At 59.5% G+C, this 20334-nt stretch carries 20 protein-coding genes; 13 read left to right on the forward strand and 7 right to left on the reverse strand.

Annotated features, from left to right (window positions below):
- Nucleotides 1-44 precede the first annotated feature (44 nt).
- From ACYZT6_RS30165 to trpE, 7 genes are all read left to right on the forward strand, one after another.
- The gene (locus ACYZT6_RS30165; protein WP_462029791.1) at nt 45-1088 is read left to right on the forward strand and encodes an ABC transporter substrate-binding protein; all 1044 of its coding nucleotides are present in this window, start codon (nt 45-47) and stop codon (nt 1086-1088) included.
- Nucleotides 1089-1294: 206 nt separating this feature from the next.
- A complete protein-coding gene (locus tag ACYZT6_RS30170) occupies nt 1295-2542 on the forward strand; it encodes an ABC transporter permease (RefSeq protein ID WP_462029792.1) in 1248 nt (415 codons plus the stop codon).
- A gap of 12 nt (nt 2543-2554) precedes the next feature.
- Entirely contained in the window at nt 2555-3379 is an 825-nt protein-coding gene (locus ACYZT6_RS30175; RefSeq protein ID WP_064119279.1) for an ABC transporter permease, read from the forward strand.
- 217 nt (nt 3380-3596) lie between these two features.
- The gene (locus ACYZT6_RS30180; RefSeq protein WP_462029793.1) at nt 3597-4745 is read left to right on the forward strand and encodes an iron-containing alcohol dehydrogenase; all 1149 of its coding nucleotides are present in this window, start codon (nt 3597-3599) and stop codon (nt 4743-4745) included.
- A 116-nt stretch (nt 4746-4861) separates the two neighbouring features.
- Nucleotides 4862-5536: a ribulose-phosphate 3-epimerase gene (gene rpe / locus ACYZT6_RS30185; RefSeq protein WP_008035979.1), complete on the forward strand. Its 675-nt coding sequence runs from the start codon at nt 4862-4864 to the stop codon at nt 5534-5536.
- Nucleotides 5533-6351, forward strand: coding sequence for a phosphoglycolate phosphatase (locus tag ACYZT6_RS30190; protein WP_438658473.1), 819 nt, complete (start codon nt 5533-5535; stop codon nt 6349-6351). Before rpe ends, ACYZT6_RS30190 begins: the two co-directional genes overlap by 4 nt.
- A gap of 71 nt (nt 6352-6422) precedes the next feature.
- Nucleotides 6423-7904 carry an anthranilate synthase component I gene (gene trpE, locus ACYZT6_RS30195; RefSeq protein WP_462029794.1) on the forward strand — a complete coding sequence of 494 codons (1482 nt, stop codon included), beginning with the start codon at nt 6423-6425 and terminating at the stop codon, nt 7902-7904.
- A 179-nt stretch (nt 7905-8083) separates the two neighbouring features.
- Here the strand turns inward: trpE and estP are convergent, their stop codons facing one another.
- Nucleotides 8084-9994: an esterase EstP gene (gene estP / locus ACYZT6_RS30200; RefSeq protein WP_462029795.1), complete on the reverse strand. Its 1911-nt coding sequence runs from the start codon at nt 9992-9994 to the stop codon at nt 8084-8086.
- A 405-nt stretch (nt 9995-10399) separates the two neighbouring features.
- Here estP and ACYZT6_RS30205 point away from each other — a divergent pair, with 405 nt between their 5' ends.
- From ACYZT6_RS30205 to ACYZT6_RS30220, 4 genes are all read left to right on the forward strand, one after another.
- Complete coding sequence (locus ACYZT6_RS30205) at nt 10400-10993, forward strand: aminodeoxychorismate/anthranilate synthase component II (RefSeq protein ID WP_462029796.1); 594 nt, start codon at nt 10400-10402, stop codon at nt 10991-10993.
- 9 nt (nt 10994-11002) lie between these two features.
- Nucleotides 11003-12052 (forward strand): anthranilate phosphoribosyltransferase, encoded by a 1050-nt coding sequence (gene trpD / locus ACYZT6_RS30210; RefSeq protein WP_462029797.1) that lies wholly within the window; start codon nt 11003-11005, stop codon nt 12050-12052.
- Nucleotides 12049-12885 carry an indole-3-glycerol phosphate synthase TrpC gene (gene trpC, locus ACYZT6_RS30215; protein WP_462029798.1) on the forward strand — a complete coding sequence of 279 codons (837 nt, stop codon included), beginning with the start codon at nt 12049-12051 and terminating at the stop codon, nt 12883-12885. The genes trpD and trpC overlap by 4 nt, the downstream gene beginning before the upstream one ends.
- A 145-nt stretch (nt 12886-13030) precedes the next feature.
- On the forward strand, nt 13031-13732 hold the full coding sequence (locus ACYZT6_RS30220; protein ID WP_462029799.1) for a lipoate--protein ligase family protein: 702 nt from the start codon (nt 13031-13033) through the stop codon (nt 13730-13732).
- A gap of 9 nt (nt 13733-13741) precedes the next feature.
- Here the strand turns inward: ACYZT6_RS30220 and crp are convergent, their stop codons facing one another.
- Nucleotides 13742-14386 carry a cAMP-activated global transcriptional regulator CRP gene (gene crp / locus ACYZT6_RS30225; protein ID WP_008027103.1) on the reverse strand — a complete coding sequence of 215 codons (645 nt, stop codon included), beginning with the start codon at nt 14384-14386 and terminating at the stop codon, nt 13742-13744.
- Nucleotides 14387-14620: 234 nt separating this feature from the next.
- On the opposite strand from crp, the gene ACYZT6_RS30230 reads away from it, so the two are divergent.
- Both ACYZT6_RS30230 and speD read left to right on the forward strand, forming a co-directional pair.
- On the forward strand, nt 14621-15043 hold the full coding sequence (locus tag ACYZT6_RS30230) for an OsmC family protein (protein ID WP_462029800.1): 423 nt from the start codon (nt 14621-14623) through the stop codon (nt 15041-15043).
- 238 nt (nt 15044-15281) lie between these two features.
- Nucleotides 15282-16076 carry an adenosylmethionine decarboxylase gene (gene speD, locus ACYZT6_RS30235; RefSeq protein ID WP_462029801.1) on the forward strand — a complete coding sequence of 265 codons (795 nt, stop codon included), beginning with the start codon at nt 15282-15284 and terminating at the stop codon, nt 16074-16076.
- 117 nt (nt 16077-16193) lie between these two features.
- On the opposite strand, the gene coq7 is transcribed toward speD, so the two are convergent.
- The 5 genes from coq7 to ACYZT6_RS30260 form a co-directional block, all read right to left on the reverse strand.
- Nucleotides 16194-16841 carry a 2-polyprenyl-3-methyl-6-methoxy-1,4-benzoquinone monooxygenase gene (gene coq7 / locus ACYZT6_RS30240; protein WP_461955961.1) on the reverse strand — a complete coding sequence of 216 codons (648 nt, stop codon included), beginning with the start codon at nt 16839-16841 and terminating at the stop codon, nt 16194-16196.
- A gap of 181 nt (nt 16842-17022) precedes the next feature.
- Nucleotides 17023-17361 carry a histidine triad nucleotide-binding protein gene (locus ACYZT6_RS30245; protein ID WP_462029802.1) on the reverse strand — a complete coding sequence of 113 codons (339 nt, stop codon included), beginning with the start codon at nt 17359-17361 and terminating at the stop codon, nt 17023-17025.
- An 81-nt stretch (nt 17362-17442) separates the two neighbouring features.
- Complete coding sequence (locus tag ACYZT6_RS30250; protein WP_462029803.1) at nt 17443-18231, reverse strand: SDR family NAD(P)-dependent oxidoreductase; 789 nt, start codon at nt 18229-18231, stop codon at nt 17443-17445.
- Nucleotides 18232-18326: 95 nt separating this feature from the next.
- Nucleotides 18327-19271, reverse strand: a complete 945-nt coding sequence (locus ACYZT6_RS30255) for a DUF805 domain-containing protein (protein ID WP_462029804.1) — start codon at nt 19269-19271, stop codon at nt 18327-18329.
- 92 nt (nt 19272-19363) lie between these two features.
- Nucleotides 19364-20332 (reverse strand): NAD(P)H-dependent flavin oxidoreductase, encoded by a 969-nt coding sequence (locus ACYZT6_RS30260; RefSeq protein WP_462029805.1) that lies wholly within the window; start codon nt 20330-20332, stop codon nt 19364-19366.
- Nucleotides 20333-20334 lie beyond the last annotated feature (2 nt).

Here is a 20334-nt window from a genome sequence, read left to right on the forward strand (position 1 = left end):
CCCTGCTTCAACAACACCAACCCTGCACGTGGAGAGAACAATAAATGTTGAGATCCCTGAAATTCAGCGCCCTGGTCATCGGCATGATCGGTGCGGCACACGCGATGGCGGCGGGCCCGGATTTGACCGTGGTGTCCTTTGGCGGGGCGAACAAGGCGGCGCAGGTCAAAGCCTTCTACGCACCGTGGGAAGCGGCAGGCAACGGCAAGATCGTGGCGGGCGAATACAACGGTGAGATGGCCAAGGTCAAAGCCATGGTCGACACCAAGAGCGTGTCTTGGGACCTGGTGGAAGTTGAATCCCCGGAACTGTCTCGCGGTTGCGACGAAGACATGTTCGAGCAACTCGATCCTGCGCTGTTCGGCAAATCCGAAGATTACGTCAAAGGCGCGATCCAGCCCTGCGGCGTAGGTTTCTTCGTGTGGTCGACCGTGTTGGCCTACAACGCCGACAAGCTGGCCTCCGCACCGACCAGTTGGGTGGATTTCTGGGACACCAAGAAATTCCCGGGCAAGCGCGGCCTGCGTAAAGGCGCCAAGTACACCCTGGAGTTCGCACTGATGGCCGACGGCGTTGCGCCGAAAGACGTCTACAAAGTGCTGGCCGGCAAGGACGGTCAGGACCGTGCGTTCAAGAAGCTTGATGAACTCAAACCAAGCATTCAGTGGTGGGAAGCCGGCGCACAACCGCCGCAATACCTCGCGTCCGGTGACGTGGTCATGAGCTCGGCCTACAACGGCCGAATCGCCGCCGTGCAGAAAGAAAGCAACCTGAAAGTCGTGTGGAACGGCGGCATCTACGACTTCGACGCATGGGCTATTCCGAAAGGTCTGGACGCCAAGCGCGCCGAAGCAGCGAAGAAATTCATCGCGTTCTCGGTGGCTCCGCAGCAGCAGAAAACCTACTCGGAAAACATCGCTTACGGCCCGGCCAACATCCAGGCCGTACCGTTGCTGTCCAAGGACGTCCTGAAAGACATGCCGACCACCCCGGAAAACATCGCCAACCAGGTGCAGATCGACGTCAGCTTCTGGGCTGACAACGGCGAGCAACTGGAGCAGCGCTTCAATTCCTGGGCTGCCAAATAAGACCACCCCGTGGGCTTATCCACTCTTGTAGGAGCGAGGCTTGCCCGCGAAGACGTCAGCACATTCAACATCAATGTTGACTGACGCGCCGCCTTCGCGAGCAAGCTTCGCTCCTACGGGGGTGATGTGTAGTTATCAAGAACAGAGGTGGCCTTGCGGTCACGGAATGCCGCCTCTGTAACGATCAAAGATTTCCGGAGTACGCCATGGCCACCGCCATTCCCCTGAACGCGGGCACTGACCCCACCTTGAAGCAGCGGCTCAAGCACGCCGAGCGGATCAACCGCTGGAAGGCTCAGGCCTTGATCGCGCCCCTGGTGCTGTTTCTGTTGCTGGTGTTCCTGGTGCCGATCGTGGCGCTGCTCTACAAAAGCGTTGGTAACCCGGAAGTGGTCGGCGGCATGCCGCGCACCGTGGCGGCCATCGCCAGTTGGGACGGCCGAGGCCTGCCCGCTGAACCGGTTTACAAGGCAGCCAGCGAAGACCTCGCTGAAGCCCGCAAGAATCAGACCCTGGGCGATCTGTCCAAGCGCTTGAACATGGAGTTGGCCGGCTACCGCAGCCTGCTGACCAAAACCGCCCGCGCCTTGCCGTTCGCCACCGAACCGACCTCCTATAAAGAAGCACTGGAAGGCCTCGACGAACGCTGGGGCGACCCGGCCTATTGGCAAGCGGTGCGCCGCAACACCAGCAGCATCACGCCGTACTACCTGCTGGCGGCGGTCGATCACCGCATCGACGACCTTGGCGAAGTCGCCCCGGCCACCCCTGACCAGGCGATCTATCTCGACATCTTCGCCCGCACGTTCTGGATGGGCCTGATCATCACCGTGATCTGCCTGTTGCTGGCGTATCCGTTGGCTTACTTGCTGGCGAACCTGCCGTCACGCCAAAGCAACTTGCTGATGATTCTGGTGCTGCTGCCGTTCTGGACCTCGATCCTGGTGCGGGTTGCCGCGTGGATCGTGTTGCTGCAATCCGGCGGGCTTATAAACAGTGGCCTGATGGCCATGGGCATCATCGATAAACCGCTGGAGCTGGTGTTCAACCGCACTGGGGTTTACATCTCGATGGTGCACATCCTGCTGCCGTTCATGATTCTGCCGATCTACAGCGTGATGAAAGGCATCTCGCCCACCTACATGCGCGCCGCGATTTCCCTCGGCTGCCACCCGTTCGCCAGTTTCTGGCGGGTGTACTTCCCGCAGACCTATGCCGGTGTCGGCGCCGGTTGCCTGTTGGTGTTCATCCTCGCCATCGGCTACTACATCACCCCGGCATTGCTGGGCAGCCCGAACGATCAGATGGTCAGCTACTTCGTCGCCTTCTACACCAACACCAGTATCAACTGGGGCATGGCGACCGCACTCGGTGGGCTGCTGCTGTTGGCGACCGTGGTGCTTTATCTGATTTACAGCTGGCTGGTGGGCGCCAGTCGCCTGCGCCTGAGCTAAGGGGAGAATGAAATGCTGAGTCCTTATATGTCGCCCATCGAACGGGTGTGGTTCTACAGCTTGCGGATTCTCTGCGGCCTGATTCTGTTGTTCCTGATTCTGCCGGTGCTGGTGATCATTCCGCTGTCGTTCAACTCGGGCAGCTTCCTGGTGTATCCGCTGCAAGGCTTCTCGCTGCACTGGTATCAGGACTTCTTCGCCTCGGCGGAATGGATGCGCGCCCTGAAGAACAGCATCATCGTTGCCCCGGCGGCGACGGTGCTGGCAATGATCTTCGGGACGCTGGCGGCGATCGGCCTGACGCGGGGCGATTTCCCGGGCAAGGCACTGGTGATGGCCCTGGTGATTTCGCCGATGGTGGTGCCGGTGGTGATCATCGGTGTGGCGAGTTATCTGTTTTTTGCGCCGCTAGGGCTGGGCAACAGCTTCTTCTCGCTGATCGTGGTGCATGCGGTATTGGGTGTGCCGTTTGTGATCATTACCGTGTCGGCCACCTTGCAGGGGTTTAACCACAACCTGGTGCGCGCCGCTGCCAGTCTGGGGGCTTCGCCGCTGACTGCGTTCCGCCGGGTGACGTTGCCACTGATTGCGCCGGGTGTGATCTCCGGTGCGCTGTTTGCCTTCGCGACGTCGTTCGATGAAGTGGTGGTGACGCTGTTCCTTGCCGGTCCCGAGCAAGCGACCTTGCCTCGGCAGATGTTCAGCGGTATCCGCGAAAACCTCAGCCCGACCATTGCTGCCGCCGCGACGCTGCTGATCGCTTTCTCGGTGATCCTGTTGCTGACCCTGGAATGGTTGCGTGGCCGCAGCGAAAAACTGCGCACCGCCCAGGTCTGATTAGCTTTTGATTTTGTAGGAGCGAAGCTTGCTCGCGAAGAGGCCATAACATTCAGCATCAATGTTGACTGACATGGCCCCTTCGCGAGCAAGCTTCGCTCCTACATCAGATTTGTGATATTCCCATGTTTGGTCATTCACAGCCTGAATAGCAGACAAACCCCAATCCCCAGCTACTATTGTGCCCAGCTCCCCTACTTATAAGAGGCTGCGCACGATGAGTCTTTCCTCTTTCAAAATCGCTCACAAACTGATCACCGGCGCAGGTGCCATCGAGCAACTGGCCGCCGAACTCACCCGCCTGGATGTCGACAACCCGCTGATCGTCACCGACGCTGCCCTGGTCAAGTCCGGCACGGTCGAGCTGGCGCTGGCGCAGTTGGGTGATCGGACCTACGAGATTTTCGACCGTGTGCTGCCAGACCCGGAAATCGCCATCGTCGAAGACTGCATGCGGGTTTACCGCGAGGGCGGGCACGACGGTCTGATTGGTCTTGGCGGCGGCAGTGCAATCGACATCGCCAAAAGCGTCGCGGCCTACGCCGGTTACCACGGTGCGCTGGAGGATTTGTTCGGCGTCGATCAGGTCCCACGCAAAGGCCCGCCGCTGATCGCCATCCCGACCACGGCCGGCACCGGTTCGGAGGTGACCAACGTGGCGATCCTCTCCGACAAGGTCGCGCAGCTGAAGAAGGGCATTGTCAGCGACTATCTATTGCCGGACGTGGCGCTGGTCAGTCCACAAATGACCCTGACCTGTCCGCGCAGTGTCACCGCCGCCAGTGGCGTCGACGCGCTGGTGCATGCCATCGAATCCTACCTGTCGCTGAATGCCTCACCGATTACCGACGCCTTGGCCATCGGCGCCATCAAACTGATCGCCAATGCATTGCCCAAGGCCTACGCCAACCCGTCCAACCTGCAAGCCCGGGAAGACATGGCCACCGCCAGCCTGATGGCCGGCATGGCCTTCGGTAATGCCGGGGTCGGCGCGGTGCATGCGCTGGCGTATCCGCTGGGCGGGCGTTTCAACATCGCCCACGGCGTCAGCAACGCCCTGCTGCTGCCGTATGTCATGACCTGGAACAAAATGGCCTGCGTCGAGCGCATGCAGGATATTGCCGAGGCCATGGGCGTGAAAACCGCTCACCTGAGCGCCAACGAAGCGGCGGACAAAGCCGTGGAGGCGATGACCGAGTTGTGCGCCGCAGTAGAAATCCCGGCGGGCCTGCGCAGCTTCGGTGTCCCGGAGGACGCGATCCCGGCCATGGCCGTGGAAGCCGCGGGGATCGAGCGCCTGATGCGCAACAATCCACGCAAATTGAGCGCCATCGATATCGAGAAGATCTACCGAGCGGCGTTCTAGAGCCTGCGGCCACTTATTGATCGAAGGCAGGCCCAATCATCGCGGTCACAGTGCGCGCGTCAAAGCATGAGGTATACAATGCGCGCCATCGTGATTCTGCTCAAAAAAGGTGCGTCATGCAGCCCTTCGTCATTGCTCCGTCGATTCTCTCCGCCGACTTCGCCCGCCTGGGTGAAGAAGTGGACAACGTCCTGGCCGCCGGCGCCGACTTCGTGCACTTCGATGTCATGGACAACCACTACGTGCCGAACCTGACCATCGGCCCGATGGTCTGCGCCGCACTACGCAAGTACGGCGTGACCGCGCCGATTGACGCTCACCTGATGGTCAGCCCGGTAGATCGCATCGTCGGTGACTTCATCGAGGCCGGCGCGACTTACATTACGTTCCACCCGGAAGCCACCCAGCACGTCGACCGTTCCCTGCAACTGATCCGCGAGGGCGGTTGCAAGTCGGGCCTGGTGTTCAACCCGGCGACGCCGCTGGACGTGCTCAAGTACGTGATGGACAAGGTCGATATGATCTTGCTGATGAGCGTCAACCCGGGCTTCGGCGGGCAGAAGTTCATCCCTGGCACCCTCGACAAGCTGCGTGAAGCGCGCGCGCTGATCGATGCGTCCGGTCGTGACATCCGCCTGGAAATCGACGGTGGCGTCAACGTGAACAACATCCGTGAAATCGCTGCGGCGGGTGCGGACACCTTCGTCGCCGGCTCGGCAATCTTCAATGCACCGAACTACCAAGAGGTGATTGAAAAGATGCGTTCAGAACTGGCGTTGGCCCGTCCATGAGTGGCTTTGAGCAGCTGTTTCCGGGGCGCCTGCCACGGCTGGTGATGTTCGATCTGGATGGCACGCTGATCGATTCGGTCCCCGACCTTGCCCTGGCTGTGGATAACATGCTGCTCAAACTGGGGCGTCAACCTGCCGGCCTCGAGTCGGTGCGTGAGTGGGTCGGCAACGGCGCGCCAGTGCTGGTTCGCCGTGCGTTGGCCGGTGGCATCGACCATTCGACGGTCGACGACGGTGAAGCCGAGGGCGCCCTTGAGATTTTCATGGAGGCTTACAGCGAGAGCCATGACCTGACCGTGGTCTATCCCGGCGTGCGTGACACCCTGAAATGGCTGCACAAGCAGGGTGTCGAGATGGCGCTGATCACCAACAAGCCGGAGCGCTTCGTCGCGCCGCTGCTGGATCAAATGAAAATCGGTCGTTACTTCAAGTGGATCATCGGCGGCGACACCTTGCCGCAGAAGAAGCCTGATCCGGCCGCGTTGTTTTTCGTGATGAAAATGGCCAACATCCCGGCTTCGCAATCGTTGTTTGTCGGCGATTCGCGCAGCGATGTGCTGGCGGCGAAAGCGGCGGGGGTCAAGTGCGTGGCCCTCAGTTACGGCTATAACCATGGCCGGCCGATTTCGGAAGAGTCGCCGGCGCTGGTGATCGACGATCTGCGCAAGCTAATTCCCGGTTGCCTGGATCCAGCCGCTGAGATAACGTTGCCCGACGTTGCTCAATCCCCTTCTGGAAACGCCATCGTGGTGGTCACTCGCAAACTCTGGATGAAAGTCATTAAGGCCCTGGCCCGCTGGCGTTGGCGCGCCTGACTCGATTCTGGCCGGCTTTCCGGCGCGTTTGCATACCTGACTGTTAGCACCTCAAGCCACGAGGCTACCCCATGATCCGCGAAGAATTCCTGCGTTTGGCCGCTACCGGCTACAACCGTATCCCGTTGGCCTGCGAAACCCTGGCCGACTTCGACACGCCGCTGTCGATCTACCTGAAACTGGCCGATGAGCCGAACTCCTACCTGCTGGAATCGGTGCAGGGCGGGGAGAAGTGGGGCCGTTATTCGATCATCGGCCTGCCGTGCCGCACCGTGCTGCGGGTTCACGATCATCACGTCAGCGTGACCCACGACGGCGTCGAGATCGAAAGCCATGAGGCTGAAGATCCGCTGGCCTTCGTCGAAGAATTCAAGGCCCGCTACAACGTGCCGACCATTCCCGGCCTGCCACGCTTCAATGGCGGTTTGGTGGGTTACTTCGGTTACGACTGCGTGCGCTATGTGGAAAAACGGCTGGGCAAGTGCCCGAACCCGGATCCGCTGGGCGTGCCGGACATTCTGCTGATGGTGTCCGATGCGGTAGTGGTGTTCGACAACTTGGCCGGCAAGATGCACGCCATCGTGCTGGCCGATCCATCGCAGGCAGATGCTTTCGAACAAGGTCAGGCACGCCTGGAAGAGCTGCTGGAAAAACTCCGTCAGCCGATCACCCCGCGTCGCGGCCTGGATTTCAGCAAGCAACAGTCGGCTGATCCGGTATTCCGTTCGAGCTTCACCCAGGACGATTACGAAAAAGCCGTCGACATCATCAAGGAATACATCCTGGCCGGTGACTGCATGCAGGTCGTGCCGTCCCAGCGCATGTCGATCGACTTCAAGGCGGCGCCGATCGATCTGTACCGGGCGCTGCGCTGCTTCAATCCGACGCCTTACATGTACTTCTTCAACTTCGGCGACTTCCATGTCGTCGGCAGTTCGCCGGAAGTGCTGGTGCGGGTCGAAGACAACCTGATCACCGTGCGCCCGATTGCCGGCACTCGCCCACGCGGAGCCAACGAAGAAGCCGATCTGGCGCTGGAAAAAGATCTGCTGTCGGATGACAAGGAAATTGCCGAGCACTTGATGCTGATCGACCTGGGCCGTAATGACACCGGTCGGGTGTCGGAGATCGGTTCGGTGAAGCTCACCGAGAAAATGGTCATCGAACGTTATTCCAACGTGATGCACATCGTCTCCAACGTCACTGGCCAATTGAAGGCCGGGCTGACGGCAATGGACGCACTGCGGGCGATTCTGCCGGCGGGCACGTTGTCGGGCGCACCGAAGATTCGTGCGATGGAAATCATCGACGAACTGGAGCCGGTCAAGCGGGGCGTCTACGGTGGTGCGGTGGGCTACTTCGCCTGGAACGGCAACATGGACACCGCGATTGCGATCCGCACCGCAGTGATCAAGAACGGCGAACTGCACGTGCAGGCCGGTGGCGGCATCGTCGCCGACTCGGTGCCGGCACTGGAATGGGAAGAAACCCTGAACAAGCGCCGCGCGATGTTCCGCGCCGTGGCCCTTGCTGAACAAACCCCGGACGCTTGAGTTCACACTCCATGTGGGCGAGTTTTTGTGGCGAGGGAGCTTGCTCCCGCTGGCCTGCGAAGCAGGCCCAATCGGCGACTGCTTCGCAGCCGAGCGCGAGCAAGCTCGCTCGCCACAATAAGTGTTCAGCATAAAAAACGCGGCGCCTGTGAGGGCGCCGCGTTTTTTTTACTTGCGATTTAGAAGTCCAGCGCAACCCCAACGTTGATGCCTTGCTGGGTAAAGTCATCATCCTTGCGAATGTCATAACTGGCGCGCAATGCCAAATCCTTGGTGAGGTTGTGGCTCACGCCCAGATTCAAGCGGTTCAGGTGGGATTGCGGGGTGTAGCCGGCCAGGGAGTAATTGTTGTTCGGCAGGCTGTTGAGGTGCATGGTCACATCCTGGGTATCGTCGTTGTACTCGCGCTCGTGGGCCAGTTCGCCAAACACTTGAGTTTGCGAAGTGATCTGGTACTTGCCCTGGATGCCGAGGCCAAGACGCCGGGAGATGCGCGATTGGTCGTCGAATGTCAGCGCGGTGGAGTCGGCGCCATCTTCCGAGTAACCGTCGACTTCAACCTTGGCGAAGTCAGCGCTCACGAACGGCGACAGGTGCCACGGGCTGCTCGCTTCTGGCGCAATGTCGTAACCCAGGCGGCCACTGATAGCCACCAAGTAACCGTCGGTATCGCCTTTCTCCCCGCGTTCGTTGACCCCCAACTGGAATTTACGCTTGAGGCTGTCGTAGTCCAGATGCCCGGCGGTCACTGCCGCATCACCCCACCAGCGGTTTTGCTGATACTGGGCGAACGCCGTGCCCATGTAAGTGTTGAGCTTGTAATCCGAGTCGTGATCGCCTGCTTCGAGCTTCTGGTTGTAGAAGCCCGCCGCCAGACCCACGCGCCACGCGTCATTGAGCCGGTAGCTGCCACCGATGTTCAGGTTGGCGCCATTGCCGTCAGCACTGGCGCCGCTGCGTTGGCTGTCGAAATCCTGATGCTGGCCGCCGCCTGCGACGATCGCCCGCCATTGACCCACGCCTTGCCAGTTTTCCCAATCGGCCAGCCACTGGTTGCGCAACTCATCCTGATGGGAGCGCAAAGTACCCTGGGCCATTTGTGGCAACAGGGTTGCTTCCCATGGCGCGGCCAGCAGCGAGTAAGCGTAATCGGCAATCAGTCGTTGCCCGGCTTCGGTCGGGTGCACCGAGTCGTTATAGATAAGTTTGGTCGGGTCCGGCGTCGCACTGTTGATGCCGTAACGGGCATTTTCGGTACAGCTGCTGCCGCTGAAGCAGGTGGCGCTCAGGTTCTGGTCGGTGGCCAGGCCGAACTGCCCCGGGTTGGCAAACGTCTCCTTGAGCAGCACCGGTATGTTCAACGGGATCACGTTGGCATTGACGCTCTGCAGCTGGCTCACCAGTTCGGTGTTGAACTGGGTGCTGAGTTGGGAGGTGAACGCTTGCAGTGGTGTGCCGTTGAAGGCCGGGGTGAAGCCGATGTCTGGCAGCAACCAGACCATGATGTAGCGGGCGCCGGCCTGTTGCAGGGTTTGTACGCTGCTGACCAGGCGATCGGCGGCGGCGCTGGCCTGGGGCAGGCTGGTCACACGACCTTGCAGGAAATCGTTACCACCGCCCGACAGGTAGTACAGCGCGTTAGGGTCGGCGCGGAAGTTGTTCGACGGCAGGTATCCCGCCCGGGTGCGCTCGCCCGTGGCGGAGGTGCTGGTGATCGAATCGAGAATCTGGTCGGTGCGATAACCGCCGACTGCCCAATTGTTGCCATCGGGCTGGCCATTGTTGGCGCGTACCGCAGAAGAGGACGAGGCTGTCTGATCCGCCGAGAACCCTAGTTTTCCACCGAGAATCTGCGTGGAGTTGAGCGAGCGGACTTCGCCGCTGCCATCCAGGTAAACCGGCCCCGTCCGGTTGGTAAAGCGTTGGGTCGAACCGGCCGGTCCGCCCGTGTCGGCAAAGGTCCCGGCATCGTTGAGACTGTCGCCGAAGACGACGAAATTGGTGTAAGGATTGGGCGCGGCGATCGCCTGGGCGCAGGCCATGGCGAGCAAGCATCCTGCGAGCGGTACAAACAACGTCTGTTTGATCATGAGCAAGTCCGTTTATTTATTGTTGTAGTGAACGAAACGACAGTACCAAAAACTTCCGGCCTTTTGCCATCGGTCGCGAACCCCTCGATTGTTTCGCGGCCAGTAGCCCCGGCCATATTGCACGCTCTGCCCAGCTAAGTTACTGTGCCGAGACGTATGAATGAGACCTTCCCCGTGTTGATCATCAGCAAACTTCTGGATCAAGTCATCAAGGCACACGCCCGCTGGCGTTGGCGCGCCTGAATTCTTTTGCCGGCCCCGCCGGACCTGTACCGCTTTGCCTTCTTCACCCGTATGACATACCGCTTTGCTGGCGCACCCAGCGACTGACAAAGCGCAGGACACTGCGGGTATTCATTCGAAGGCTGTATTAAAAGTCAGTGAATTCAAGAGGTTCCAAACGCCATGTTGCTGATGATCGATAACTACGACTCTTTTACCTACAACGTTGTGCAGTACCTCGGTGAGCTCGGCTCCCAGGTCAAAGTCGTGCGCAACGATGAACTTACCGTTGCTGAAATCGAAGCGCTCAACCCAGAGCGAATCGTCGTGTCCCCCGGTCCTTGCACCCCGACCGAAGCCGGTGTCTCGATCGACGTGATCAAGCATTTCGCCGGCAAATTGCCGATTCTTGGTGTCTGCCTCGGCCACCAGTCCATCGGCCAGGCCTTTGGCGGTGATGTGGTCCGCGCCCGGCAAGTGATGCACGGTAAGACTAGTCCGGTATTCCACGAGGACAAGGGCGTATTCGCAGGCCTGAATCGTCCGCTGACGGTGACGCGTTATCACTCGCTGATCGTCAAGCGCGAAACCTTGCCCGATTGCCTGGAGCTGACCGCCTGGACCCAACTCGAAGACGGTTCAGTCGACGAGATCATGGGCCTGCGCCACAAGACGTTGAACATCGAGGGTGTGCAGTTCCACCCCGAGTCTATCCTCACCGAGCAGGGCCACGAGCTGTTCGCTAACTTCCTCAAACAAACCGGCGGCACGCGCTAAGGACTTTTCATGAATATCAAGACAGCCCTGAGCCGTATCGTCGATCACCTCGACCTCAGCACCGATGAGATGCGCGATGTGATGCGCGAAATCATGACCGGGCAATGCTCGGATGCGCAGATCGGCGCGTTCATGATGGCCATGCGCATGAAGAGCGAAAGCATCGACGAGATCGTCGGCGCGGTGTCGGTCATGCGCGAGCTGGCGGACAAGGTCGAACTCAAGACCCTCGACGGCGTCGTCGATGTCGTCGGCACCGGCGGTGATGGTGCGAACATTTTCAACGTCTCGACCGCTTCATCCTTCGTGGTGGCGGCAGCCGGTTGCACCGTGGCCAAGCACGGTAACCGTGCGGTGTCGGGCAAAAGCGGCAGCGCCGATCTGCTGGAGGCGGCCGGTATCTACCTGAACCTGACTCCGGTCCAGGTGGCGCGTTGCATCGACAACGTCGGCATCGGGTTCATGTTCGCCCAGACCCATCACCGTGCAATGAAGTACGCCGCCGGCCCGCGCAAGGATCTTGGCCTGCGAACGCTGTTCAACATGCTCGGCCCGCTTACGAATCCGGCCGGTGTGAAACATCAGGTGGTTGGTGTGTTCAGTCAGGCGTTGTGCCGGCCATTGGCCGAGGTCTTGCAACGACTGGGCAGCAAGCACGTGTTGGTGGTGCACTCGAAGGATGGCCTGGACGAGTTCAGTCTGGCGGCGCCAACCTTTGTCGCAGAGATGAAGAATGACCAGATCACCGAATATTGGGTCGAGCCAGAAGACTTGGGCATGAAGAGCCAGAGCCTGCACGGCCTGGCAGTGGAAAGTCCGGCGGCGTCCCTTGAGCTGATTCGCGATGCCCTGGGCAAACGCAAAACCGAGAGCGGTCAGAAAGCCGCCGAGATGATCGTGCTCAATGCCGGTGCCGCGCTGTACGCAGCCGATCTGGCAACCAGTTTGAAAGAAGGCGTTGCCCTGGCGCACGACGCGCTGCACACAGGCCTCGCTCGGGAAAAACTTGAGGAGTTGGGTGCATTTACCGCGGTATTCAAAGTGGAGAATGAGGGATGAGTGTACCGACGGTTCTGGAAAACATTCTGGCGCGCAAAGTCCAGGAAGTTGCCGAGCGTAGCGCCCGTGTGAGTCTGGCGGAGCTGGAAAGTCTGGCCAAGGCGGCCGATGCACCCCGTGGTTTCGCCGAGGCACTGATTGCTCAGGCCAAGCTGAAACAGCCGGCAGTCATTGCCGAAATCAAAAAAGCCTCACCGAGCAAAGGCGTGATCCGCGAGCACTTCGTTCCCGCCGACATCGCTAAAAGCTACGAGAAGGGCGGCGCGACGTGCTTGTCGGTGCTGACCGATATCGATTACTTCCAGGGCGCCGACGCGTACCTGCAACAGGCACGGGCGGCGTGCAACCTGCCGGTGATCCGCAAGGACTTCATGATCGATCCTTACCAGATCGTCGAAGCCCGTGCCTTGGGCGCTGACTGCGTGCTGCTGATCGTCTCCGCACTGGATGACGTGAAAATGGCCGAACTTGCAGCCGTGGCCAAAAGCGTCGGTCTCGATGTTTTGGTGGAAGTCCACGATGGCAACGAGCTGGAGCGGGCCTTGAAAACCCTCGACACGCCGCTGGTCGGCGTGAACAACCGCAACCTGCACACCTTCGACGTCAGCCTGGAAACCACGCTTGACCTGTTGCCACGTATCCCGCGTGATCGTTTGGTGATTACTGAAAGCGGCATTCTCAACCGGGCCGATGTGGAACTGATGGAAATCAGCGACGTGTACGCGTTCCTGGTGGGCGAGGCGTTCATGCGCGCCGAGAGCCCGGGGACCGAGTTGCAGCGCCTGTTCTTCCCTGAACGCGGCGGTCCGGTCGGCGGTTCTACGCTCGACTGATTCAACGCAGACCGAGTTGACCCCATCGCGAGCAGGCTCGCTCCCACAAGAGATCTACTAGCACCGCAGATCCAGTGTGGGAGCGAGCCTGCTCGCGATGGCGGCATAAGTAGCACCACAGACTTTATGCCCCATGGATTACCTTATGACCTCAATCGTCTCTTTGACTGTCGAAGCCGGCCTACAGGCCGAACAGAATCTGCTGGCATCGGTCTGTGCCGGCGACGCTGAATTTGGTCTGCTGTTCTGGCAACCCAATGACCGCGCACTGGTCATGCCCCGACGCTTGAACCGTCTGCCAGGCTTCGAAGCGGCATGTGAAGTATCAGCCGCCGCCGGTTGGCCAGTGCTGTTACGTGAAACCGGCGGTGAGCCAGTGCCGCAATCGGCCTCCACCATCAATATCGCCCTGGTCTACGCCCCACCGCGTAGCGAAGGCGATCAAAACCGTATCGAAACCGCTTACCGCCGACTCTGCGACCCGATTTGTCAGTTACTCGATGAGCTGGGCGGTATTTCGTCACTGGGTGAAGTCGACGGCGCATTTTGCGATGGCCGTTTCAACGTCAACCTCGATGGCCGCAAGATGGTCGGCACCGCTCAGCGCTGGCGCCAGAGCAAGGGTGGCCAACGTCCGGTGGGATTGGTGCACGGTGCTTTGTTGCTGGATAACGAGCGTGAATCGATGGTCGCCGCAGTCAACCGCTTCAATGAAGCGTGCGGTCTTGAACAGCGGGTGCGCGCCGAAAGCCACATTGCCCTGCATGAAAAGTATGCCGCGCCCGATGCGTTGCAACGGCTCGACACGCTTTATCGCCAGTTGCTGGCAGACATGCTCGGGGTTTGAGTTTCGAGCTTAGCGCGTACCGAAGACCACCATGGTCTTGCCTTTGACGTCCACCAGGTTGCGTTCTTCCAGATCCTTGAGCACGCGGCCGACCATCTCACGTGAACAGCCGACAATCCGGCCGATCTCCTGGCGGGTCACTTTGATCTGCATGCCGTCCGGGTGGGTCATGGCATCCGGCTGTTTGCACAACTCCAGCAGGCAGCGGGCGACGCGACCGGTGACGTCGAAGAACGCCAAGTCACCGACCTTGCGCGTGGTATTGCGCAGACGTTGTGCAATTTGTCCGCTGAGCACGTAAAGAATGTCTGGATCTTGCTGGGACAACTCGCGGAATTTTGCGTAGCTGATTTCCGCCACTTCACACTCGATCTTCGCGCGCACCCAGGCACTGCGCTCCTGTTCCAGGCCAGCCTGTTCGAACAGACCCAATTCACCGAAAAAGTCCCCGGAGTTCAGATAGGCAATGATCATTTCGCGACCGTCGTCATCCTCGATCAGGATCGTGACCGAGCCTTTGATGATGAAGAACAGCGTTTCCGAGCGATCACCGGCACAAATGATGTTGCTCTTGGCCGCATAACGACGGCGCTGGCAATGCATCAACAGCTTGTCGAGGTTCTTGATTTTGGGGGTTGGGGCAATAGCAACCATGGTTGTATCCCGAAAAGACTTCACGGTGTGTCTGGTTTTTTTATGAGTCGCAGACGACGGCTGGGCAAAGGCTGGCCAAGCGCCAGCGAATTGGCGCCAGCTTAACAGACACTTCCTGCAATATTCGAGCATTTACCTACGGCTCGGAAGGTTATGTCCTACAAATGCCGGGCACTGTCAATCCGGGGCCCTGTGCTAAGCTGGCGACCCTTTTTTATGCAGTGGAGTCTGGCGATGAAGGCACGCATCCAATGGGCTGGCGAAGCCATGTTCCTCGGTGAATCCGGCAGCGGTCACGTCGTGGTCATGGACGGTCCGCCCGATGCAGGCGGTCGCAACCTGGGTGTCCGGCCGATGGAAATGCTCCTGCTGGGTGTTGGCGGTTGCAGCAATTTCGACGTGGTCAGCATCCTCAAGAAGTCCCGTCAGGCCGTCGAAAGCTGTGAAGCCTTCCTCGAAGCCGAGCGTGCGACGGAGGATCCGAAAGTCTTCACCAAGATCCACATGCACTTCGTGGTCAAGGGGCGCGGGCTGAAAGAAGCGCAGGTCAAACGCGCTATCGAGCTGTCCGCCGAGAAGTATTGCTCGGCGTCGATCATGCTGAGCGCGGCGGGCGTAGCGATTACCCACGACTACGAGATCATCGAACTCGGTTGAATCGACATTCAACTATCATAAAAGCAGTGCAGACTCTGGCGATCCCAAGCTGACGTCTGCATAATGCGCCACTTTTTTCAGGGTCGTGGACCGTCATCGACAGGCTGCGAACCCGAACAGACAACCAAAATCGCCATCGCGAAGAGGTGTTAACCGTCCTACGCAGGTGCGTTGTTCGCATCTGACGGGCATGCTTGATCACGCGGCCCGGGCCGCAATACATAGAGAGTTTTTAACGGTGAAAAGCAAACTCAAGCTCCACGGGTTCAATAACCTGACAAAGACCTTGAGCTTCAACATCTATGACATCTGCTACGCGGAAACCCCGCAAGACCAACAGGCTTACGTTGAGTACATCAATAAAGAGTACAACGCGAAACGCCTGACGCAGATCCTCACAGAAGTTGTCGATATCATTGGTGCCAACATCCTGAACATTGCCAGTCAGGATTATGAACCCCAGGGCGCCAGCGTCACGATTCTGATCTCTGAAGAGCCGGTAACCCCGACCGACAGCCAGATCGAAGAGTCGCCGGGTCCGTTGCCCGAGATTATCCTGGCCCACCTCGACAAGAGCCACATCACGGTGCACACCTACCCGGAAATCCATCCGGACGACGGCATTGCGACATTCCGTGTGGACATTGACGTGTCGACCTGTGGCGTCATTTCACCGCTTAAGGCGCTCAACTTCCTGATTCACCAGTTCGATTCGGACATCGTGACCGTGGATTATCGCGTGCGCGGTTTCACCCGTGACGTCGAAGGCAATAAGCACTTCATCGATCACGAGATCAACTCGATTCAGAACTACCTCTCCGACGACACCCGCGACGCGTACCAGATGACCGACGTGAACGTGTACCAGGAAAACCTGTTCCACACCAAAATGCTGTTGAAGAACTTCGAGCTGGATAACTACCTGTTCGGCGACGCGACCAACAACCTGTCCCCTGAGCAGCGTGCTCAAGTGACTGATCGTGTGAAACACGAAATGCTCGAAATCTTCTACGCGCGCAACATGCCGACCTAAGATTTTCGGTACAAAAAAAGGCGACTCCCCCACGGCAGTCGCCTTTTTCATTACCTGAACACAGTCACTGTGGGAGCGAGCCTGCTCGCGATAGGGCCCTCCCGGACGGTGCATCTATCAGATCCGATAAGTACTCTTGGTCATCACCTTGGCCATCAAACTCATCCCGAACTTCACCGGTGCCGGAAAACGAAAGCCTCCAGCCTCCAGCGCGCTTTCAGCATGGTGCTCTTCATCAACCCGCATCTGCTCAAGAATTGCCCGGGATTTTTCGTCCTCGGCCGGCAATTGTTCAAGGTGCTCGTTCAAGTGCTTGCACACCTGATGCTCGGTGGCGGCAACGAAACCCAGGCTGACCTTGTCGCTGATCAATCCGGCCACGGCGCCAATCCCGAACGACATGCCGTAGAACAGCGGATTGAGAATGCTGGTATGGCTGCCCAACTGTTTGATGCGTTGCTCGCACCAGACCAGGTGATCGATTTCTTCTTCGGCCGCATGTTCCATGGCGGCGCGTACATGCGGCAGCTTGGCGGTCAGGGCCTGACCCTGATACAGCGCCTGGGCGCAGACTTCGCCGGTATGGTTGATGCGCATCAACCCGGCAACGTGGCGGGTGTCTTCGTCACTCATTTGCGCATCCGGCTGCACGATGGCGGGCGACGGACGGTACGGCTGGCCACTGAAGGGCAGCAACGTACGCATCGCGGCATCGGCTTGCAACAGAAGACGGTCAATCGGCGAGTAGTGACGCTGGGTAGTCATGCTGACCTCCGGGAAGAATCTCGGCGGCCAGTTTAACCCAATCGGCCGGGGAAGGTTTGCGCTGGGTCATTGCGACGCAGGCAGAATTGTAGGAGCCGGCTTGCTGGCGATGGCGTCCGAAAGATCACTTTCGACATCGTGAATCGCCATCGCCAGCAAGCCGGCTCCTACGGGAGTTGGATCAGCCCGGCGGCCAGTGCATCTGGCGCTGTCCCAGCACATGCATATGAATGTGATAGACAGTCTGCCCACCCAATTCATTGCAGTTCATGACCACACGGAAACCTTCTTCGCAGCCCAGTTCCAGGGCGAGGCGCTGGGCAGTGAACAGAATGTGCCCGGCCAATGCCTTGTCGTCCTCGGTAAGATCGTTAAGGGTGCGCACCGCTTTTTTCGGGATGACCAGAAAATGCACCGGTGCCTGTGGGGCGATGTCGTGGAAGGCCAGTACCTGGTCGTCCTCGTAGATGATCTTTGCCGGGATTTCCCGGTTGATGATCTTGCTGAACAGAGTATCCACAGCTGTTTTCTCCGTTGTTTGGGCTGGCCTGAGTGTACTCATGGGTTATCCCCGAGCCCAGCCTTTTACCTTGATGTCTGATCAGCGCGGGCAATAGGCCTTGTTGACCATGCCAGCGATTGTCCGGATCAACCAGCGAGAGCCGAGCCGCGGCAGCATGGCACGCCAGCGGTTCCCGCGACCGGGAATAATGATTGCGCGATTTTTCTCCAGGGCTCGCACGGTATACAGCGCGACTTCCTCCGGGCTCATCAGTAGCTTGCTGTCGGCAAGTTTGCCGGTGTCCAACTGGGCGGTGCGGAAGAAGCCGGTGCGTGTCGGGCCGGGGCAAAGCACCGAAACCTTGACCGCACATTTCTTCAGCTCGACGCGTAACCCTTCGGAAAAGTGCAGCACATAGGCCTTGCTGGCGTAGTACGTGCTCATCCACGGGCCGGGATGGAATGCCGCCATTGAAGCGACGTTCAGAATCTGCCCGCCGCCCTGCAAGGCCATGCTGTTGCCGATGGCGTGGCACAATCGGGTGAGGGCCAGGATGTTCACTTCGATCAGGTCCTGCTCGGTCATCCAGTCCTGGGCCAGAAATGGCCCGCAGGTGCCGATGCCGGCGCAGTTGACCAGCAAATCGATTTGCCGGTCACCTTCTTCCAGTTCCAGCAGGAACCCGGACAGCCGTAACGGCTCGCCGAGGTCACACGCGCGGAACAATACTTCCACGCCAAACCGCTGGGTCAATTCAATTGCAATACTTTCCAGCTGATCACGCTGTCGGGCCACCAGAATCAGGCTACGGCCACGGCGGGCCAGCGCTTCGGCCATCGCCAGGCCGATGCCGCTGGAAGCACCAGTGATCAGAGCGTAACGGGTCATGCAGTTCTCCATCGCAACAGCTCCGCGCCGGCGACGCGGGTGTCACGGGCGGGGAGCGCTGTTCATTCTTTCGCGGAGTCTACAGGGGCCGGGGCTTATTCGGCTTCTTCCTCTGCGGAATCCGCTGCTTGCCCCGCCTCTTGCGCCGGCTCGACTTCCACTTCTTCGGTGGTCACCGAACTGCTGTCGTAGCTGGTTTCGGCTGCGGTTTCGTACTCTTCCTGGATCGCCGTAAGGCCTCCGGCCAGTGCGCCAATCAAAACCAGGGCGATTAACACCACCCACAATGAAGACAGCACCTTGACCGCTGTGGTGTTAGGCGGAGGCGGTGCGCCGTAGCGATTGGCGATGTTGGTGCCCGGGGCGATCATGATCACAAACGGGAAGAAGCTGCCTACGAACGGGACTAGGTTCAGCAGCCAGAGCCAGCCGGACCAGCCGATATCATGCAGACGCTGAACGCTGATCTGAATGCTGACGATCGCGGCTGCAATGCACCGGATGAACACTGCCAGACCGCCGAGAATAAGGCCTGCGGTCGAATCGGCACTGATGGTGGCGAAGGCGAAAAGGGCTACGACCGAGCCGACCACTAGCATGATCAGCGTCAGGACCATCGTCCAGGCGAGATAGCGCAAACGACCAATGCGGCCTTCGACACTAAATGGCTTGAGCGGGGCATACGCAGGCAGGCTTTCGCCGACAGTGGCCCGGGGAGGTGCGTAAGGGGATGCGGGGTCGGCGAATACCGGTTGGCTGTTGGCGGGTGCGTGTTCGCGGGCGTCGGCCAGGTTCAGCTCTATGGATGATTCGCTTTCGATGCGAGCATCGATGCCGGTTTTCTTCAGCGCTTGAAGGTAGGTTTGCGCGTCAACCTGCGACAAGTCTTGTTTGAGCGTAACCGTCTTGCCAGTGAACAGTCGCTCGACAGCCGCGACTTCGCTTTTGTATAGCTCGGCAAGCTTCTGTTTGGCGGTGGTGACGTCAACGCCTGGCAGCAGAGCGCCGTCGAACACGATCTTGAAACGGTTGTCGCTCATTGCGAGGCATCCTTGTCGCGAGTTTTTGAATGAGGAAATGTTACAGGCGTGAAGTGTAAAGCCAGCCGAGGCGGGCTGGCCAAACTTTCATCTCAGCGCGGCCAGCGTTTAGGCAGTTGTGCCGCCAGTTCCAGTGCCTTGCGGTATTCCGCGTCCAGCCGTGCGACCAATTGATCGACGCTTGGCAAATCATCGATTTCCCCGACACCCTGGCCCGCCGACCACACAGTTTTCCAGGCTTTGGCTTCATCGCTGATGGGCTTGAGTTTGGAGCCGAAGTCGACCTCGCCCTTGCCTTGCAGCGCCTTCATGTCGAAACCGGCAGCCTCGAGGCTTTGACGCATGAAACTCGCCGGTACGCCTGACACTGCTGGCGTATGGACGATGTCCGCGGCTCTGGACGTCAGCAACATCTCTTTGTAGGCGTCAGGCGCATGACTTTCAGTGGTGCCGATAAATCGCGTACCGAAGTAGGCCAGATCCGCACCAAGCAATTGCGCAGCAAGAATCTCGTGGCCGTGGTTCAGGCAGCCTGCCAGCAGCAGGGTCTTGTCGAAAAACTGGCGAATCTCGGCAATCAGCGAGAACGGGCTCCAGGTCCCGGCGTGTCCACCGGCGCCCGCCGCCACGGCGATCAAACCGTCCACACCGGCCTCGGCGGCTTTCTCGGCATGACGACGCGTCGTCACGTCATGGAACACCAGGCCGCCATAACTATGGACGGCGTCGACCAGTTCTTTTACGGCGCCGAGGCTGGTGATCACGATCGGTACTTTGTGCTCGACGCAGATCGCAAGGTCCGCTTGCAGTCGCGGGTTGCTGTTGTGGACGATCAGGTTCACCGCGTAAGGCGCCGGGTTCTCCAGTGTCGCCAACCCTGCTTCGATCTCTTCCAGCCAGGCCTTGAAGCCGCTGCTCTCACGCTGGTTCAGCGCAGGAAAGCTGCCGACCACGCCGTTACGGCAGCAGGCGAGCACCAATTGCGGATTGGAAATCAGGAACATCGGCGCTGCCACCACGGGCAGACGCAAACGTTGTTCGAGCAAAGCGGGCAGCGACATTG

Source organism: Pseudomonas sp. RT6P73 (assembly GCF_054897715.1).

Bases quoted from the DNA above. Each gene is read 5' to 3' on its own strand.
- ACYZT6_RS30165 (WP_462029791.1), top strand. From the start codon at position 45: ATGTTGAGATCCCTGAAATTCAGCGCCCTGGTCATCGGCATGATCGGT.
- ACYZT6_RS30170 (WP_462029792.1), top strand. From the start codon at position 1,295: ATGGCCACCGCCATTCCCCTGAACGCGGGCACTGACCCCACCTTGAAG.
- ACYZT6_RS30175 (WP_064119279.1), top strand. From the start codon at position 2,555: ATGCTGAGTCCTTATATGTCGCCCATCGAACGGGTGTGGTTCTACAGC.
- ACYZT6_RS30180 (WP_462029793.1), top strand. From the start codon at position 3,597: ATGAGTCTTTCCTCTTTCAAAATCGCTCACAAACTGATCACCGGCGCA.
- rpe (WP_008035979.1), top strand. From the start codon at position 4,862: ATGCAGCCCTTCGTCATTGCTCCGTCGATTCTCTCCGCCGACTTCGCC.
- ACYZT6_RS30190 (WP_438658473.1), top strand. From the start codon at position 5,533: ATGAGTGGCTTTGAGCAGCTGTTTCCGGGGCGCCTGCCACGGCTGGTG.
- trpE (WP_462029794.1), top strand. From the start codon at position 6,423: ATGATCCGCGAAGAATTCCTGCGTTTGGCCGCTACCGGCTACAACCGT.
- estP (WP_462029795.1), bottom strand. From the start codon at position 9,994: ATGATCAAACAGACGTTGTTTGTACCGCTCGCAGGATGCTTGCTCGCC.
- ACYZT6_RS30205 (WP_462029796.1), top strand. From the start codon at position 10,400: ATGTTGCTGATGATCGATAACTACGACTCTTTTACCTACAACGTTGTG.
- trpD (WP_462029797.1), top strand. From the start codon at position 11,003: ATGAATATCAAGACAGCCCTGAGCCGTATCGTCGATCACCTCGACCTC.
- trpC (WP_462029798.1), top strand. From the start codon at position 12,049: ATGAGTGTACCGACGGTTCTGGAAAACATTCTGGCGCGCAAAGTCCAG.
- ACYZT6_RS30220 (WP_462029799.1), top strand. From the start codon at position 13,031: ATGACCTCAATCGTCTCTTTGACTGTCGAAGCCGGCCTACAGGCCGAA.
- crp (WP_008027103.1), bottom strand. From the start codon at position 14,386: ATGGTTGCTATTGCCCCAACCCCCAAAATCAAGAACCTCGACAAGCTG.
- ACYZT6_RS30230 (WP_462029800.1), top strand. From the start codon at position 14,621: ATGAAGGCACGCATCCAATGGGCTGGCGAAGCCATGTTCCTCGGTGAA.
- coq7 (WP_461955961.1), bottom strand. From the start codon at position 16,841: ATGACTACCCAGCGTCACTACTCGCCGATTGACCGTCTTCTGTTGCAA.
- ACYZT6_RS30250 (WP_462029803.1), bottom strand. From the start codon at position 18,231: ATGACCCGTTACGCTCTGATCACTGGTGCTTCCAGCGGCATCGGCCTG.
- ACYZT6_RS30255 (WP_462029804.1), bottom strand. From the start codon at position 19,271: ATGAGCGACAACCGTTTCAAGATCGTGTTCGACGGCGCTCTGCTGCCA.
- ACYZT6_RS30260 (WP_462029805.1), bottom strand. From the start codon at position 20,332: ATGTCGCTGCCCGCTTTGCTCGAACAACGTTTGCGTCTGCCCGTGGTG.